The organism is Phyllobacterium endophyticum (assembly GCF_003010935.1).
GTDB classification, from domain to species: Bacteria; Pseudomonadota; Alphaproteobacteria; order Rhizobiales; family Rhizobiaceae; genus Phyllobacterium; species Phyllobacterium endophyticum.
This window is the reverse complement of the sequence record NZ_PGGN01000008.1, coordinates 1-16,839: the sequence shown is the minus strand read 5'-3', so window position 1 is coordinate 16,839 and position 16,839 is coordinate 1. Positions and strand designations below refer to the sequence as shown.

General features: G+C 57.3%; 17 protein-coding genes and 1 pseudogene. 4 read left to right on the top strand and 14 right to left on the bottom strand.

Features of this window, described 5'->3' with window-relative positions; genetic code table 11:
- Positions 1 to 418: 418 nt before the first annotated feature.
- The gene (locus tag CU100_RS25680; protein ID WP_106719492.1) at positions 419 to 817 is read right to left on the bottom strand and encodes a nuclear transport factor 2 family protein; all 399 of its coding nucleotides are present in this window, start codon (positions 815 to 817) and stop codon (positions 419 to 421) included.
- A gap of 141 nt (positions 818 to 958) precedes the next feature.
- On the bottom strand, positions 959 to 1,912 hold the full coding sequence (locus tag CU100_RS25675; RefSeq protein ID WP_106719491.1) for an NmrA/HSCARG family protein: 954 nt from the start codon (positions 1,910 to 1,912) through the stop codon (positions 959 to 961).
- Between the two features lie 136 nt (positions 1,913 to 2,048).
- Here CU100_RS25675 and CU100_RS25670 point away from each other — a divergent pair, with 136 nt between their 5' ends.
- On the top strand, positions 2,049 to 2,471 hold the full coding sequence (locus CU100_RS25670) for a winged helix-turn-helix transcriptional regulator (RefSeq protein ID WP_106719490.1): 423 nt from the start codon (positions 2,049 to 2,051) through the stop codon (positions 2,469 to 2,471).
- 46 nt (positions 2,472 to 2,517) lie between these two features.
- Here CU100_RS25670 and CU100_RS25665 read toward each other — a convergent pair whose 3' ends face one another.
- Positions 2,518 to 3,702 (bottom strand): amino acid ABC transporter substrate-binding protein, encoded by a 1,185-nt coding sequence (locus tag CU100_RS25665; RefSeq protein WP_106719618.1) that lies wholly within the window; start codon positions 3,700 to 3,702, stop codon positions 2,518 to 2,520.
- A gap of 506 nt (positions 3,703 to 4,208) precedes the next feature.
- Here CU100_RS25665 and CU100_RS25660 point away from each other — a divergent pair.
- On the top strand, positions 4,209 to 4,577 hold the full coding sequence (locus tag CU100_RS25660; RefSeq protein WP_106719489.1) for a nuclear transport factor 2 family protein: 369 nt from the start codon (positions 4,209 to 4,211) through the stop codon (positions 4,575 to 4,577).
- 266 nt (positions 4,578 to 4,843) lie between these two features.
- On the opposite strand, the gene CU100_RS25655 is transcribed toward CU100_RS25660, so the two are convergent.
- On the bottom strand, positions 4,844 to 5,728 hold the full coding sequence (locus tag CU100_RS25655; RefSeq protein ID WP_106719488.1) for a LysR family transcriptional regulator: 885 nt from the start codon (positions 5,726 to 5,728) through the stop codon (positions 4,844 to 4,846).
- 149 nt (positions 5,729 to 5,877) lie between these two features.
- On the opposite strand from CU100_RS25655, the gene CU100_RS25650 reads away from it, so the two are divergent.
- Positions 5,878 to 6,528: a hydrolase gene (locus CU100_RS25650; protein WP_106719487.1), complete on the top strand. Its 651-nt coding sequence runs from the start codon at positions 5,878 to 5,880 to the stop codon at positions 6,526 to 6,528.
- 128 nt (positions 6,529 to 6,656) lie between these two features.
- On the opposite strand, the gene CU100_RS27020 is transcribed toward CU100_RS25650, so the two are convergent.
- From CU100_RS27020 to CU100_RS25625, 5 genes are all read right to left on the bottom strand, one after another.
- Positions 6,657 to 6,800: a hypothetical protein gene (locus CU100_RS27020; RefSeq protein WP_170113972.1), complete on the bottom strand. Its 144-nt coding sequence runs from the start codon at positions 6,798 to 6,800 to the stop codon at positions 6,657 to 6,659.
- Between the two features lie 636 nt (positions 6,801 to 7,436).
- A complete protein-coding gene (locus tag CU100_RS25640) occupies positions 7,437 to 8,687 on the bottom strand; it encodes a DUF5996 family protein (protein WP_106719486.1) in 1,251 nt (416 codons plus the stop codon).
- Between the two features lie 90 nt (positions 8,688 to 8,777).
- Positions 8,778 to 9,713 carry a pirin family protein gene (locus CU100_RS25635; protein ID WP_106719485.1) on the bottom strand — a complete coding sequence of 312 codons (936 nt, stop codon included), beginning with the start codon at positions 9,711 to 9,713 and terminating at the stop codon, positions 8,778 to 8,780.
- A 64-nt stretch (positions 9,714 to 9,777) separates the two neighbouring features.
- Positions 9,778 to 10,746, bottom strand: coding sequence for a LysR family transcriptional regulator (locus tag CU100_RS25630; RefSeq protein WP_106719484.1), 969 nt, complete (start codon positions 10,744 to 10,746; stop codon positions 9,778 to 9,780).
- A gap of 35 nt (positions 10,747 to 10,781) precedes the next feature.
- Entirely contained in the window at positions 10,782 to 11,819 is a 1,038-nt protein-coding gene (locus CU100_RS25625; protein ID WP_106719617.1) for an LLM class flavin-dependent oxidoreductase, read from the bottom strand.
- Positions 11,820 to 12,432: 613 nt separating this feature from the next.
- On the opposite strand from CU100_RS25625, the gene CU100_RS25615 reads away from it, so the two are divergent.
- On the top strand, positions 12,433 to 13,146 hold the full coding sequence (locus CU100_RS25615; RefSeq protein WP_245419252.1) for an alpha/beta fold hydrolase: 714 nt from the start codon (positions 12,433 to 12,435) through the stop codon (positions 13,144 to 13,146).
- Between the two features lie 376 nt (positions 13,147 to 13,522).
- Here CU100_RS25615 and CU100_RS27415 read toward each other — a convergent pair.
- The 5 genes and pseudogenes from CU100_RS27415 to CU100_RS25585 form a co-directional block, all read right to left on the bottom strand.
- A pseudogene (locus tag CU100_RS27415) lies at positions 13,523 to 13,651 on the bottom strand (putative quinol monooxygenase); the annotation flags it as partial.
- 38 nt (positions 13,652 to 13,689) lie between these two features.
- Positions 13,690 to 14,412, bottom strand: a complete 723-nt coding sequence (locus CU100_RS25605) for an alpha/beta fold hydrolase (RefSeq protein WP_106719616.1) — start codon at positions 14,410 to 14,412, stop codon at positions 13,690 to 13,692.
- Between the two features lie 92 nt (positions 14,413 to 14,504).
- The gene (locus CU100_RS27410) at positions 14,505 to 14,744 is read right to left on the bottom strand and encodes a type 1 glutamine amidotransferase family protein (RefSeq protein WP_245419250.1); all 240 of its coding nucleotides are present in this window, start codon (positions 14,742 to 14,744) and stop codon (positions 14,505 to 14,507) included.
- A 193-nt stretch (positions 14,745 to 14,937) separates the two neighbouring features.
- Positions 14,938 to 15,297 (bottom strand): type 1 glutamine amidotransferase family protein, encoded by a 360-nt coding sequence (locus CU100_RS27405; protein ID WP_245419248.1) that lies wholly within the window; start codon positions 15,295 to 15,297, stop codon positions 14,938 to 14,940.
- A gap of 1,174 nt (positions 15,298 to 16,471) precedes the next feature.
- Positions 16,472 to 16,822 (bottom strand): AraC family ligand binding domain-containing protein, encoded by a 351-nt coding sequence (locus CU100_RS25585; protein WP_106719615.1) that lies wholly within the window; start codon positions 16,820 to 16,822, stop codon positions 16,472 to 16,474.
- Positions 16,823 to 16,839 lie beyond the last annotated feature (17 nt).

Sequence of the window (16,839 nt, the reverse complement as noted above, 5' to 3'; positions counted from 1 at the left end):
CCACTAACAGCAGAAGCGCAGGAGCCGAAGGTCCGTATCCGTTCAAGGCGATGACTGCGGGCAGTCGTTCAATCGTGATAGAACACAGCGTCAAGCTATGACATGCGGGCGCGCGCTGCCTACCGGGCTGTTCCCTGAGTTTTTTCGGCGCAGACAATGTTACCGCAATCTTCTCCTGTTTTATGTCGTTTGCGCGGGTCCCCGCGAGGAACGCCACTGCGCGTCCCTTATGGAGCCCCAGCGCTATTCTTAAAAGGAGATCAACAACAGGCTGCAACGTCCCTCTGCGGAACATCTTCGATCTGCGGTGACCATATTTTCCATGGCCTTGCTGGGTCTCGCTTTAACCCCGTGTGTGTCATTCGAAGAACAGCATTCACGAGATCGATGCGACCGTACCTAACAACCCACACGCGCCTCAGACAAAAGTCTCCTCGACGTGCATAAGGTCGGTATATTCCCTCACGCTCGCAATCTTTCCGTCGCGGATCTTGAACAGAATAAAGTATTCGTTCTCGTAGACCTTGCCGGACTTTGTGAGTGCCTGCGAACGCGCCTCAGCAGCGACGCTATCGCCTTCGCCGATCATGTTCAGGACTTTCACATCAAGACCGTTCGAATAGGCCGCAAACATGTTACGGAACATGTTCGCAGCTTCCGCTTTCGTCTTCATGCCGGCGGACGGAAACAGGTGCGGCTTTCCGTTGACCCACCAGGTTGCATCTTCTGTCATACCATCAATTAGACCATCAGCGTTCGATGTTCTAAAGTGATCGCAGAACTCGCGCACGGTGCGCTTGTTGTCTTCAACGCTCATATCGTTCTCACTATTGTTGTTGGGTCTGAATGCAAATCAAATAATGGGCAGCTCCGCGTAACGTCGGATGCCAGCCCGTGATATTTTGAAGTCGACAACCGCGTTACCATCTTGCGACAGTTGTCGCCCCGACAGACTTGTTCAAAGGCCGAACTGCTTCTTGTCGCCGCGCCAGTCGGTCGACTTCAAGAACTGCTCCCAGGAAAGGGTATTCGGATCCAAGCGGCGGCTCCATTCCAGGTCGTGTTCCTTGTTGAAGTAACCGTACTCGACCGCATACTCGACCATGCCGATCAGTTCATCGACAAGAAGCTCGTTGGCGCCAAATCCCGGAAAGTATTTCAGCAGTTCGTCGCGCTTAAACGCGCTCCGGTATTCTGCCTTGATGCCAGTCACGCGCTGGAAGGTTTTGATCATCTCGCGCGGGGAGATGATGTCGCCGACGATCGGAAGTGTCTTTCCAATGAAGGTCGCAGGGTCGGACAGCACGGACAGGACGGCCGGTCCCGTTGCTGTCGTCGGATCGACGAACGGTGCGCGGAAGTCCTCAGGGAGGTATATTGGCATGAGGAGCGTGTCCCCTTCCATCTGCGGGACGTAATACTCAAGTAGGTTCGTATAAAAGAAAGCGAGAGAGACGAACGAGTGCGTAATTGGCAGTGTGCGAATGTAATCGGCAACGAGCGCCTTGTCGGTGAAGTGGGGAGTGAACTTCTTTCCACCCGAGACCTTGGCAACATTCTCTAATGTCGAAAACACGATGTGACCGACGCCGGCTTCAACCGCTGCATCGGCCAGTTGTTTGCCGAGGGCGAATTCGGCGTTGTCTTGGGGCAGAAGCTGCGGCGTCATCAGGTATGCACCATCCGCGCCAGCAAACGCTGCAATAAGTTCCTTCTGATGGCCAGGCCCTAGCGGCGCGACCACAACTTCTGCACCGAGAGTTGCGAGGCTACGAGCCTCTTCGGAATCACGGTTCCGGGTCAATGCACGGACCCTGTATTGATCGCTCTTGAGAAGTGTCGTGGCCACGCTGCGGCCTTGCTTGCTGGTTGCACCAACCACCGAAATAAGCGGCTTTTGTTTCGTAGACATTGTGAGGCTGTGCTCCTTCTTGAGACTAACCGGCTGGAACAGACACTTCGGTGCCAGCGCGTTTTCTTTGCACAGCCGCGAAAATAAGGGTATAGTGCTCTTAAATGAAGTACGTACAAAAAGAGCATGTAGTATCATGGATGATAGTGTCAGGTCTAAGCGTAAGCGCAGTACAGCCAACCGGACCGGATGCGCGGTGGAAGCGACAATTTCGGTCATCGGGGGGCTGTGGAAGCCGGTGATCCTGTTTCATCTGCTCGATGGCAAACTACGGTTCAACGCTATTTGCCGTCTCACTCCGGCCGCAACGCCAAGAATGATTACGCTCCAACTCAGGGAACTGGAAGCCGATGGCATTATAGACCGCACCATTTATCCAGAGATCCCACCGAAGGTGGAGTACCAGCTAACGGAGTTGGGAAAATCACTGGAACCTGTGCTTGTCAGTATGTGCAATTGGGGTACACGGCTGCAAGAGCTAAATGGTCTGCCTGTTGATACCGGAAGCTGCAGAAGCACTTCCCAGCAACAAGAGCGTATCGACGAGCTGATGACCTGAATTTGAGGTAAGCGTTTAGCATAGCTCAACCCGAAGCGACGCGCGATCACAGTGCCGAAGCGTAAGGAAAAATGAGTTGTCCCGACGCTAGCCCACCGGGGCTGACGACAACCTGCCTCGAGCCATATTTGAACTGATCGGCGTCATGGCCATCAATCCCCTGGAATTGCACTTGCACCACCCGGGGGATCTCCCACTCGCCGTTCTTGCCGAACCGGATTTCACCCATGACCGTATGGAATACCGCATTACGGGTGAAATTTGACAAAGCCCGGTCGTCGAGCCCGCCGGTCGATTTAATCGCCGTCGCGACGACTTGCATCTGAGCGTAGGCCAGCGGAGCCATGTAGTGCCCGAGAAGATCGACGCCTTCGTTACTGGCGCGCTCCCGATAGGTGTCTAGGAACGCCGCCACGCCCGGGAACATCATAGTCGAAACCGGAACCCAATACTCGTAGTTCACCAAGCCGTTGAGCAGGGGACCGAGTGCCGTCTTTACGGACGTATTCTGGGGGCCGATCATACCCGCGCCCACCATCTTCGGACGGAACGAATGCTTGCGAATGGCGCGGATGAGATCGATCGAATCCTGAATGTAGGAGCATAGGAAAAGCAGGTCGCAATTGCTCGCAGCGACCGCATCCAGGATCGGCGCGAAGTCAGTGGTCGCAAGCGAATATTCAGCCTCGTGGATGACCTTGAAACCGTGCTTTTCCGCGTTGGCCCTTGCGCCAAGAATGGGATTTTTCGAGAATACGGCATCCGCAGAAAGGAGTGCGACCGTCACAGGCCGTGGCGTCTGCTGTGCGGCAATCTCGAAGAAACCCTCCGTCAGAGCCGCGTTAGGGTCCGGACCTGTCGGTATCATTGCAAAATAGTTCGTGTAGGAGAGCGCATTGTTGACGCCAAGACCCATCAGCCCGACGAAATAGCGCTCGCGTTCGATGATCAACGGCATGGCCGGCAATATGGTGTTGGTGCCGTAGCCGCCGATGACCAGGTCAACTTTGTCCTCGTCGAGCAACCGTTCATACAGACCAGATACGCGGGACGCATCGCCTTCGTCGTCGTAGCAGACGAACTCGACGGGTCGGCCGAGCAGGCCACCCGCGTCGTTGATATCGCTTCGCCAAATTTCGTGCGCAAGCCGTGCCGACTGACTGTTGCCCGCAAGCGGGCCTGTCAATGACAGGCAGTAGCCTATGCGGATAGGAGTTTTTGTATACGACATCACCATGCGCCTTTGCTGACGGAAGAACCACGAACAGCCTCGGCACCACCAACTTTTCAAGAAGTGGGCTTTGGCAGGTGGTCCGGCGTGGTTCGATCCTTCGGACCGTTCGGTTTATGCTGTTGCGACAACCGTGTAGCGAGCGTCGGCTAGTCATGACCAGCCTCACAATCGGTGAAGCTGTGTTGCAGAACACGGAACGAGTCCTTCCGTCGCGAGGGTCGATAGATCAGCAACCCGCTGATTGTCGTGGTTGCGGATCGGGTTTTCTTTCCTGCGGCAGGGGGCCTGACGAATAGGAAGTTATGCAATGCATTGTTGCGGCAACGCGGTCGAAGCTGCGGGGCATCATGTCGTTCCAGCTTTTGCGACACAGCTTTCCGATATCGGTAACTAGCCCACTCGTGCGCCTTACGATACTTGTCGCTTTAAATGGTGGGCGTTTGTTGGCGCCCAGTCCGGGCAGCCGCTCGCGTATCACAAGATCAACCCGATGGAGTAAAGCCATGCAAGCCTTAGACTATGACCGACTCCTGCAAGCAAACCTGGCCAGCGTATTCAACGAGCGCGATCCAGAACGGCGCCTGATCGCGATCGGCGAACTCTACGCCGCGGACGCTACACTTAATGAGCCGGAAACTTCGGTCATCGGCCATGCGTCGATTTCCGATGCTGTCACCGCCGTTCTTGCGAGTTTACCCGCCGACTTCGTCTTCTCGGCAATCGGGCCAGCCCTCGGTCACCACGGTATTGGCCGTTTGCGATGGCAGGCAGGCCCTCCTGATGGTCCCTCAGCGGTGACTGGTATGGATATCGCTCATTTCCAGGATGGTCGGATACATTCGCTGTATGTTTTTATCGAACCCGGCACCTAAGGGCGATTGCTCACGGGCATCGACTTAAAGATGCGAGAAGCCAGCTGTGCTCGAACGGCACGGACATCAAAGCCGCCGTCTAAGATCATCCAGGCCCAACTGTTCGGTATTGGTGTCGTTTATGGAGTTGGCCACTATCAAATTTATCACAAGCCGGGCTATTGGATCAAGCGGTCGACTGGCTGGCAACCTCCTACAGGTGACTTTTGATCATCTAGTGCCGAAGAGTACAAACGCCCGTTCGCTGCGATACTGACGAAACGAGGCTAAGCGTCCGGAGCCCCACCATCATCGAAGCATTCGATCAGCATTTCGGTTAGGACGCGCACTTTCTTGGCTGGATATTGTGCCGGGGGCCGCACTACGTAAATCCCAGCCGTAGGCAATGGATAGTTTGGCATCACAGGAACAAGCGCACCCGAGGCAACATGTTCTTTGATGAGCCCCTCAGGGAGATAGGCTATCCCGATACCCGCTACCGCGGCGGCCGTAAGAGCGACGGCGTTGTCAGCCTTGAAGCGGCCTCGCGGGTTGACCGCAATGATCTTCTCGCCATCCAGAAACTGCCAAGCTTCAGTTCCCTGCATGAGAGCCTGATGGCTGGCAAGATCCTCCGGTGTCTCAGGAAATCCATGTCTGTTAACATAGTCGGGACTCGCAACAAGCTTCCCGTAGATCGGCCCGACGCGTCTCGCGATCAGATTGGAATCCTGGAGATAGCCCAGCCGTATGGCACAGTCGTAGCCTTCTGTAATAAGATCTACGACCTGGTCACTGTAACAGGTCTGTATTTGCAAGAACGGATGCCGGCGCGCCATCTCCGCTAAGACGTTGGCCAAGTGCGTTGGCCCGAACGACAAAGGTGCAGCGATCCGCAAGCGCCCGCGAAGCTCACCGGCAGGCAAGATCGTTTCCTTCGCCACGTCGATTTCCGCACAGACTCTTGCTGCGTAATCCCGAAAGGTGCTGCCCGCCTCGGTGAGAGCGGCGCCACGCGTACTTCTCGCGAGTAGCTGCACGCCGAGTTCCTCTTCAAGCCGGACCAAACGCCGGCTGACCATCGACTTCGAGACACCAAGTCGCAACGCGGCGGCCGTCACACCTCCAGCATCCGCAATTTCCACAAACGTCCTCAGGTCTTCGATGTCCAAATAGTGTTCCCCGTTTCGCGACACAGCTTTGCAAGATTGAACACTACCGCATCATTTTGAGGAATGACAGTGTCCGCGTCAACGGCAGCGCCGCTGACAGCGCATGCTGATCAAATAGTTCACCTGAAAATGACAGCAGAGGATTTATCATGACCCTTCGTAACGGCCTTTCGTCACTCCTTCGCCCCGAAGATTCGGTACTGGTTCTGATCGACCACCAGCCCTATCAGCTTGCGAACCTAAACAGCCACGAGCCGCAAATGGTGGTCAACAACACTGTGGGACTAGCCAAGGTCGCAAAGGCGTTTGGTGTGCCGACAATCCTGACCACCGTCGTTGCCGGACGCGGCGGCAACCTTTTTCCGCAGATTGCGGACGTTTTCCCCGGCCAGGAAATCATCGACCGGACGTTCATCAATACTTGGCAGGACCAGAAGGTCGTGGACGTTGTCAAGGCAACGGGACGCAAGCAGCTGATCATGGCCGGCCTGTGGACAGAGGTATGCGTCGCAATGCCTGCGATCCAGGCGCTTGGCGAAGGTTGGGAAGTCACGGTCATCACCGATGCTTCCGGCGGTGTCTCGGTCGAAGCTCACCAAGTCGCCATACAGCGCATGATTGCGGCTGGTGCCAACATGATGACCTGGCTCGCGCTGGCGGCAGAATGGCAGCGCGACTGGGCTCGTGCGGAAACTGCGGGGAAGGTCACAGATGTGATCATCCAGCATGCTGGTGGCAGCGGCATCGCCTATCTCTGGGAACAGCAACTGCTCAATACGCCTGTTCCCAAAACAGTGTGATGAAGTGATCCGGGGAGTGCGAGGCTCGATGATGGATTGACAAAAGCGTTCCATCGGACCTCGCCGCCCTAAGCCGGCGCACCTGAATAAGGACCATGAGTTTGTCGATTGATCTCTTCCCCGTTGGGTTAGAGTTGGATATTTTCGGCAGCTTTTTTAACCGCTTCGTCCAGAGCCAAAGAGACCACAGTCGCCAGGGCGTTGTCCGCACTCTTGATGACGTCGACGATCTGTCTTTCAGACGGGGTAAGAACAGGACATCTGTTTGTCACGATTAACTCCATTAACTTTTTAGGTTTCCGAGTGTGCAGTACTACTCCTGGCCCAGCGGACCGGTGAGGAGCGACAGGTAGGTTTTTGCTCTTTCGGTAAACTCCCGGTCGGTATCGGACACGAACTCAAGTCTCGCGTGGCGTGCGTCGATGACTGCTTCAAGTCGATCTTTGATGTGGGATCCGAAGCGCGCGCCTGATCAAGCAAGCCTCGGATTAACCGTCGTCAACGCGAAGTTCTGCGCAGAGTGCCAGTTGCTGTCGTTCGGTTCTGTCCTCGTCGATATCCTCCGGGCGGTCTTTCTTCATCCGCAACGTCGCCGGACTGCCGCGTTCCCTTTCCCAATGACGAGCGACGCTGCGCCCTCCATACAAAATCTTCCATGCCGTTTGGGATCACCACCCTTGTTCGTTGTCGGGTCCGCTCCGCACAAACGCAGGAACAGGTGCCGAAGGACGCCATCTACGAAGTAATCACGGGTGTGAAACGCGTGAGCCAACTGCACGGAGTTCAGATCCAGCGGTCCTGGCAGCGTTGTCGATTGCCTCATCGACAGCGGCCATCAGAATCCGATCTGCCTCCAGCATCAGGCCGGTTTCTTCCTGCCTCTTATTCTCCAATGCCGGGCATGCTGCTCACTTTCGAAGAACATCCTGCCATTCAGGATGTCGCTCAATCTGGGCTTTCGCAAACGGGCAAAGGGGAATGATAAAAACACCCTCGCGTCGGGCATCTTCGACCGCCTGTCGCACAAGCCGCTCCCCAACTTTTCTCCCCCGTAAGGCCGCGGGGACATCGGTATGGTCGATAATGATGAGCTGTGTGCCAGCTCGACTGTAGGTCATCTCCGCCTCGACGCCCTCTACCACGATCCGGTACCGCCCTTTCGACGCCCCGTCCTCCCGTTCCACCTCCTCGCTAACCGAAGAAGCAGCCTTCTCCGGAACCTTCGCGTTCAGTTCCCGAACTTTGCCCCGCTGCCCGTGCGTGCACTCGAGCTGGTCGCGATCCCAATGTCCCAGATCGGCGGCAGCTTCGTAAGTCGAGACGAGAAAGGCCATTAGCGCTTCGTCAGGATCGGCAGCAGTCTGGACCGCCTCGTAAGGCACGATGAACTCCGACAGGCCTTCATGCCAGAACGCCGCATCAGGCTGAACAGACGCAGCTCTGAAATCGCTCGGTGCAGGATAGGCATAGGCATAGAATGCGGGATAATCGATGCCACCACCTCCCGGCCAAAAGCCCGCCGAAGACACCTCGCGGTCATAGGCCTCCTGCGCCACGTTGTCTGGCAGTGCTGGAATGCCGCCGGGATGGACTGGCGCCTGCCGTCCCGAAAACCGAGTGACGGCCAAATCAAAGCTGCCCCAGAAAAGGTGCACGGGACTTGATTTCCCGATGAAGGATGTCCGGAACGCTTTGAATACCCGGTCTATTGCCATGAGTGCCTGATGAAAATTCCGGACGGCCTCGCGGTCATACGAGCGCTCCCGATGGTCCTCATCGAACGGCACGGGGTCCGCAACTTCATTTGGCTGGCCATGGAAGACCGGTCTGCCGCCGAGTTGGGAGACCAGACGGGCGAAATTGGCATGGAACTCTGCGACGGTGGATGTCCCCAACGCAAACGAGGCTCGATGTCCGTCGCCATTCGAACCGATGACTGAATGTTCATGAAAGTCGAAGACAATCTCGATGCCAGGACCATCAGGGATTGGAGAGGACGTCAGACCGGAAGGGGTCACGTAGAAAGTCGCGTTCCAGGAATGGTTGAGCCACGGAGTGTGAGCGAGCCGGTATTTGCCGACGACCTGCAGGTAGAGGTGCAGGGCGGAACACGTCTCGCGCCAGCTGAGGTAGTCGAGGCGTGGCCATTTATTGCTCATTTTGCTTTCTCCAATTTCTGCAGAAACACGACGAGGTCGTGAATGCGGTTCGGCTTGAACGACCGAGCCAGGGCGATTACGCTACTGTCATCATTCCGGAAGCGGTATATGCTCGTCGCGATCGTGGATCGGCAGGTCGAACAGGCCTTCGCCCCATTTTTGCGCCTGCCATTCGGCCTTGGCTTCCTCTATGCGCTCTTTCGAAGAGGCGACGAAGTTCCACCAGATGTAACGCGGTTCAGACAGTGTAGCGCCGCCGAGGATCATCAGGCGAGCGCCTTTCTGCCCGGCTGCAACCGTGATCCTGTCGCCGGGGCGGAAGACCATCATCTGCGGTGCCTCGAACTCCTGGCCAGCGATCGTGATCGAGCCTTCAACGATGTAGATACCTCTGTCTTCGTGATTGTCCGGCATCGGCAGGCGAGCACTCGAACCCAGTGTGACATCGGCATAGAATGTCTCGGAAAACATGGTTGCGGGAGCGGTTTTGCCGTAGGCGTTGCCGAGAATGAGCCGAACCGACACGCCTTGATCCTCGATCACCGGCAGCTTCTCCTCTCCGTAGTGATTGAACGTCGGCGCCATGTCCTCGTTCTTTTCCGGTAGGGCGAGCCAGGTTTGGATGCCGAACAGGCTGTTCGGCCCGGTTCGGGCGGTGGCGGATGTTCGCTCCGAATGGGAAACACCGCGGCCTGCGACCATCCAGTTCAACGCACCGGGACGGATGATCTGGTCTGCTCCGGTGCTGTCGCGGTGATGAAAGTCCCCGCGATACAGATAGGTGACGGTGCCAAGACCGATATGTGGGTGGGGACGAACATCGATGCCCTGGCCTGTCAGGAGCTCGGCCGGTCCTGCCTGGTCGAAGAAGATGAAGGGGCCCACCATCTGTCGCTTCGGGGCCGGCAGGGCGCGCCGGACCTCGAAGCCGCCAATGTCGCGAGCGCGGGGAATGATGAGGGTGTCGATCGCGTCGATGCCGACCTCGTCCGGACAGCCTGGTTCGATTGCGGGGTTCCAGCTCATGTGCGATCTCTTTCCTGTATATGTGCGATCTGCGTCGTGCGATGTAGTTGGGTTTTTGTAGTCCTCACGGGACGCAAGTGACGGGAGATTGGGTAACCTCAGGCTGTGTTGTGAGAATAGGGGCGCCTGTTGAGCTTAGAGGTTCGAATTCTTCACCCGATGACTCCCGAATCCTGTCGAACAATCTGATTAGAAATTCGCAGAGGATACGTACTTTGCGTGGTGGGTGCGGTCTGGACGGCCTCACCACATGAACCTCCCCGACGGGCAGCGGAAAGCGGGTCATGATCGGCACGAGCGCGCCAGACGCAAAATACGTGTGGGTTACACAATCTGGAAGCCATGCAATGCCAAGCCCTGCAGCGGCTGCTTTGGCTATAGCCGCGCCATTGTTGGAGCTGAAGCGACCTTGGGGTTGCACGGTAATGATCCTGTCGCCATCCAGAAACCGCCAGGCCTCCGCACCTAGCAGCGCTTGGTGGGTTGCGATTTCACCCGGCGTTGCAGGTGACCCGTGAACCCTGATATAGTCAGGGCTCGCAACGAGCTTACAAGATACCTCGCCGACGCGTTTCGCTACCACGTTGGAGTCACGCAAGGCGCCGACCCAGATCGCGCAGTCAAACCCTTCCCCAACCATATCAACGAACCGGTCGCTACATTCGGCATGAATCTGAAGCTGCGGGTGGTGGTGCGCCATTTCCGTAAGCACGGATACAAAGTGCATTGGACCTGATGTCAGCGGAACGGCGACTCTCAAACGCCCTCGAAGGTGGCCTTCAGGCAAAATCGTTTCGCGGGCTATGTCTATTTCTATGCATGTTTTTGCCGCGTAATCGCGAAACGTGACACCCGCCTCGGTGAGGCCAGCTCCACGGGGGGTGCGCGCAAGAAGTTGCACTCCAAGTTCTACCTCAAGCCGGGCAAGCCGCCGGCTGACCATCGACTTGGAAATTCCAAGTCGGCGCGCCGCGGGCGATACACCCCCTGAATCGGCAACTTCGACAAAGGTCCGTAGTTCTTCGATATCCATTTCGGATTCCCCGTTTTGCGATCAAAGCTCAGGTATCAAGTGCGTTGTGCTGCTCTGACCACCGGCGCCACTTCAGTGCCCAGCAGTTCTATTGATCGTCTCATTGCTGCATTATCGAGAGCGGCTGTGCTCATCTGGAAGGTGATGCGTGATACGCCCCCCAGTATTTCGCTCGCCTGCAGCATTTTGGCTGCCACCGTAGTCGGATCACCTACCAGGAATGCACCTTCAGGCCCCGCCATGGTCTCAAACTGCTGACGCGTCGGCGGCGACCAGCCGCGCTCGCGGCCGATATTCGCTGTCAAATGCGCCCATCCAGGGAAAAAGGCGTCCTTGGCTGCAGCATCGGTTTCACCGACGAAGCCCATCGCATGAATGCCGATCTTGAGCATCTCGGGGCTGTGCCCTGCGCGTTTGCCAGCTTCCCGATAGAGATCGACAAGCGGACGAAAGCGTTCGAAGCCTCCGCCTATGATGGCGATCATCAAGGGAAGGCCAAGCGCACCGGCGCGGGCAAAGGACTGCGGTGTGCCGCCCACACCGATCCATATCGGAAGTTGCTGTTGATGAGGACGCGGATAGACACCTTGTCCGCTGAGCGGCGGACGGAAACGCCCTTCCCAAGTGACATTCGTTGACTCTTGCAGAGCAAGCAACAGATCAAGCTTTTCCGCGAATAGGTCGTCGTAGTCACGCGTATCGAGACCGAAGAGCCGATAAGCCTCAACGAACGACCCTCGACCGACAACGATTTCAGCACGACCCTTGGATATCAGGTCGAGGGTTGCAAATTCCTGAAAAACCCGCACAGGGTCGGCGGCACTTATAATTGTTACCGCGCTCGTCAGTCTGATCTGGCTGGTCCGTGCCGCAGCGGCAGCTAGTATGATCGTCGGCGCGGAATCGAGAAACTCTGCGCGGTGATGTTCACCGATACCGAACACGTCCAATCCGACGCGGTCCGCCACTTCGACTTCCTCGATCAGTTCCGCTATACGGTTGGCGGCCGAGGGAATGTTACCCGTCGCCGGATCTGGTAGGATAGCTGCAAAACTGTCGATACCGATTTCCATTATGGGTCCTTTGAAAGATGTTTCGGGCAGCTTCTTTCTCCGCGGGTGCACGGCTACCGACAGGCTGAGAGTGTCATCAATGCCGGTCATGCGATAGTGCTCGATCCTGGGAAGCTCTGTCGCAAAATGGGGAACGCCATTTGCAAGAGGATCCGCATGCCCACCCGCTTTATTCCGGGCGCGGAGGCATGGCTTCTTCCGGGTGGACAAAAGAGTATCAGCTCGAATCTGCGGATTGCCTCATGGCAGGCATGCAATGGTGATCGACCGACGAGCGCTGAGCGATGTGCTGGGTGAGATGCGTTTGGGCTCGACGCGCTGCTTGGAAGCGGCCTAGGAAGCTACTCGCGCTTCAAGCGACGAGATGTGCCTCAAAAAAATCAGTTAGTCTCTCGACGGAAAATCGCTCGGTCCGGCTTTGATGAGAATATCCGCCCCGCTCGCCTCTATGAAAGCCTGGCCAGAACGTCCGTCTGCGGGCGCCCCGAGCTGGTCTTCTTCAAAGACCGCGATCGTCGCTTAAGCCGGCCCGGGATCCGCAGACCGCAACAGGCGGATGTCGACCCCATAGACTTGGCGATAACGCGCGCGCCGCGACAGGAGCAGGCTTGCCGTGGCCCGCCCATGCCCCCGACCCGGCAATCGCAACCCTTACCGTTCGCATGTGCATTCACTGTCATTGCTATTTTTTGCATTGACGCTTTACCGAGAGGTTCCGGAACGGGCTGGACATGCAACCGGCCGCGGCCGCGTCTCGGGCGACGCGCGTCTCGTTTCTGACGTTGTCGAGGGCATTGAAGGACCAGTGGTTCTCGTCGGACATTCCTATGGTGGCCAGGTCATTTCGAATGCTGCGAACGGACACGATAACGTTAAGTCGCTCGTCTACGTGGCGGCCTTCGCACCAGATGATGGAGAAGCGGCGACTGACCTGGCGGGCAAGTTTCCAGGCGGAACGCTTGGGGAAGCGCTGGCGCCTCCGGTCAAGCTGTCTGGGGGTGGAGTTGATCTCTACATTGATCAAGCGAACTTTCATGAACAATTCGCTCGCGACGTTCCATCCGAGGCTGCTGCGTTGATGGCAGCCGGCCAACGGCCGATCACTGAAGCCGCACTTACGGAGAAATCCGATGAACCGGCTTGGAAATCACTCCCATCTTACTATGTTTACGGTGACGCCGATAAGAACATACCGGTCAACGCGCTCAAGTTCATGGCCGATCGAGCGGGCTCGAAGCGTACGATTGTCGTTGAAGGAGCGTCGCACGTGGTCATGGTTTCAAAACCGGAGGTCGTGGCGGATCTGATCGAGGAAGCGGCGAAATAGTCTGCACCGGTCTAGAACGCAGCTTCCGGCTTGGGGCCTTCGCACTGCGAAGCCAGGATGTTTGGATGACCGGAGACGTCCGACCCGCAGCTTCCGTCGCAGACCGCGTGCCGCACCGGATCTTACCAGCCCTAACACCGGACCGGGCTACAAAAGCATAAGACGCAAGCCGTCGCTCTCTTCGGCGAGAAAGCAATGGGTGACGCATCCGACACTCCGCTAGCCATTCTTGTTGGCGACCAGGGCAGGCTCGAGGACAAAAGCGTTTCGTTCGGCGACGTCGTTGATAATCAACAGTAGTTCTTGTAATGCGGCGTCTCCCGTGTGCCGCCACCGCCGCGTTGTCGACATAGAATTCGTCCAGCGCGTAGCGGTCTGCTTTGGCCTGGTCCCGCCAGACATCCCATCGCAGGTTTCCCGGCTCTGCCCTGCAGTCCGGCGCCCTGCTGAACAGCAGCTCTTCAAGCTGTCCAGCCTTGCCAGGCCGTGCCAGAAACGTCGCCATGATCTTGACGTGAGACATGGTCCAATTCTCCCGTTTCGCTATTTTGCGGTTGCCGCGCTCTCAATGAAAGCCGCAACCTCGCGCGGATGCGAGAGCATCACCGCATGGCTGCTGTCGATTTCGACGGTTGTGGCGCCGGACCGCTTGGCGAAAGCCCGCTGGAACGTCGGAGGGATCATCATGTCCTTTTTGGTGACCATAAAATGCGACGGCTTGGACTTCCACGCCACCTTGTCGACCGGAGTTTGCACCGCTTCCAAGCCCCACGGAACCTGGGCTACGGCCATGAAGCTGGTTACCGCCGCATCAACATCTGCTGCGAAAGCCGTCGGAAATCTTGAGGGATCGACCAGCAGGTAGCCATCTTTCGGCGGCAGCAGGGGCGCTCCCGACTCTCCTGCTGGCACGGGTTGCTCAGCGAGCGATGCCACCGATTCCTTGGCGTCGGGTGCAAAGGCGGCAAGGTAGACCAGGCTCTGCACCTTCGGATTGTCGCCTGCCTCGTTGATGACCATCCCGCCATAGGAATGGCCTACGAGGACGACCGGCTTGCTTGCCGCGGCGATCACACGATTGGTGGCTGAAACGTCGCCGCTTAGGCTGATCGTCGGGTTCTGCACGACCAGCACCTCGTACCCGTCGCTGGCCAGGATGTCGAACACTGCTTGCCAGCCGGAGCCGTCGACGAACGCGCCATGCACCAGGACGATCGAGATGGGCTTGTCAGTGGCAGCAGAGGCGGCTGAAGATGCGATAATCATGGCAGCGAGAAATTCCCAAATTGATCGTTTCACGATCGTCTCCATCAGTTTCTTGTTGCAACTTTGGGCGGCCGAACCGGCGTGCCTGCCTGTCAAGCTCGCGCGCGATCCCGGTTCAGCGCAGTGATCAGGGCGGCGGCTATCGGATGGTCTGAGCGCGGATTCTGGCCCGTGATCAGCTCACGATCCTCGATCACATACGGCTCGAAATCTGGGCCTACGTTCGTTTTGGCGCCTGCCAGGTTTAAAGTTTCTGGCATGTAGAAATAGAGCTTGCCGTGGAGAATGTTGTCCTCAATGGGTTTTTCCTCGCTGGCCGAATAGACTGTCATCTTGTAGCCGGCATATTGCCATCCCTTCGCAAGTTCCGCTGCCTCGGCGCGGTTGCCCTGAATCAGGCCTCGCGAAATTCCTTCGCCCGAGGCAAGGCGTAGATCGAAACGATCGGGCCGTGGCAGAGCAGTGCGGTAGGCTTCCCGGCGGCATGGAAATGCCGAAGTATCTCGCCCGCGTCAGGGTCCTGCATCAGACGAATGGCCCTTGGCCTCCCGGAGCGAACACGCCCGCATAATTGTCCAGTCCCTCCTCGACCACCGATCGCAAGGTGCGGACTTGGTTCGTCGACGGATCGTTGGCAAAGAAATCCTTGCCAATCCGATAGGCCGCCTCATCGCCGCCGAAATGCTGGACTGCATCGGACGCCGGGTCGATGTATGGCTTGGCGCCTGAGGGAGTGGCGAGCAGAACTTCATAATCTGCCCCGACAAGCGCCATCATCGGCACCACTGTCTCGTTAAGATACTGTCCTGTCGGTCCCGTGCCGCCTCCCTGAATTTCGATACGTGTGGCGTTTGAGACCAGCACCACCACTTTTCCCTTGCTCATGAAAGCCTCCTGATGTTTCGCGGTGGTAGGAGGACCGAAGCCGGTCATCCTGAAACTCCGAAGACGATAGCGTGGGAACTGAAAGGCGGCTGGTTAAAAGAGGTAAAAAAACGGAGCGGGTCGCGATTGTAGGGATCGGCCCGGCGGCGTTACGCGAATGCCTCAGGTTCCGGATGAAGCCCAGCAAAAGAACCGTTGCGGCGACTCCGCTCCGCATCGCGAGAGAATGGGGTAAACAAATAGAACATCAGGTCGAATTCCACCTAGCTGGGGATGCAGGCCAAAGAGAAAAGCTCACATGGCCCAGCGAAAGGAAAAGCGAGGCGAGCTGGACGACTTCTGTCGGCGACAGGCGCAATGAGCGAAGTATATTCTCGATGTTGGCAGCGGCGCCGCTATGGCGAACGACAGCGGGACGTAGGATGGCGGCAGCCAACCCATGAAAACGTGCCCTCTCTGGAATGTCCGCTTTCAGGATGCGGCCGTTATCAGGCTAATGACTTCAACAAGGCGCAAAGCAGAAAACGAAGTGCACAACGATGCAGACAGTGTCATACGTGAACAGCTGGAAAACTATTTGTACCTCGCAACATGCTACACGGGATTGGAACGGAGGGCGCTCGACGCCTTCGCATCGGAGCTATTGGCCTTAGCTGGCCTTTGTCTGGCCCCGCATTACAATCAGGCCGGCGCCTTCCTCCTGGTCGACGATCAAACCAATATAAAACCGTGATTGGTACCGGATGCCGGCTTTATAAGCGTTGCGGGGAACCGCAGTCGCTGCGAGATGGCAAGTAGACATGGCGCTCCTCGGCAAGGCTGGCCTCAGCTGTCTGAACCGCGCGGCTGCGCCGTCTGGCATGCAGCCGGCTTGCACTGCGATGTTCCTGCCAGCTGGCGAACAACTCCACATCTCCAATACGAGTTCGTTTGCACCTCACGCGAACCGAGCCACATAGCCTGCGTTCATTCCCTATGGGACGCTTGCGGTGCTCGTGGAGACCTGTATCGCCAGCCTACGGGGCCGATAGGGTCCGATGCCGCCCTGGCACGAGAGCGCAGCGATCCACGATAAGCGAGAGCAGGGCCGTGGGGCTAACGCCGTCGCGGTCCAGGGCCAAGGTGAATAGTCTCGATTAAACCAGAGGATAGTGAACTTCGCTACATGCCTGGGCTAAGATTCGGCTTCCTGCCAATGGGGGTAGGTAACGTAAGCGGTCACTGCTCCCTCTTCGTGCGAACGGATCGTTACTCGATCCCCGTCCTGCATAGCGATAATTTCGCCTGGTCCTGCATTGAACGTTTCCCCATTGCTAGTGACCGATAACCCCCCCTCAAGGATTACCATCGTGTCATGTACTGCAATAGTCGTTTCAAGGATTTGGTTTGGTCCGTATCGCCCAAAGCCGACGGTCACCGGTCCACCATGGCGTTGGTCCAGGACATTGCCGGTAAAGATGTCGGCCTGCTGCCCTGGTGAACGCTCGAAAGACGCATCCGCGAGGGCAAACTTGTAAACTGTCACGATTTTTCTCCATCGCA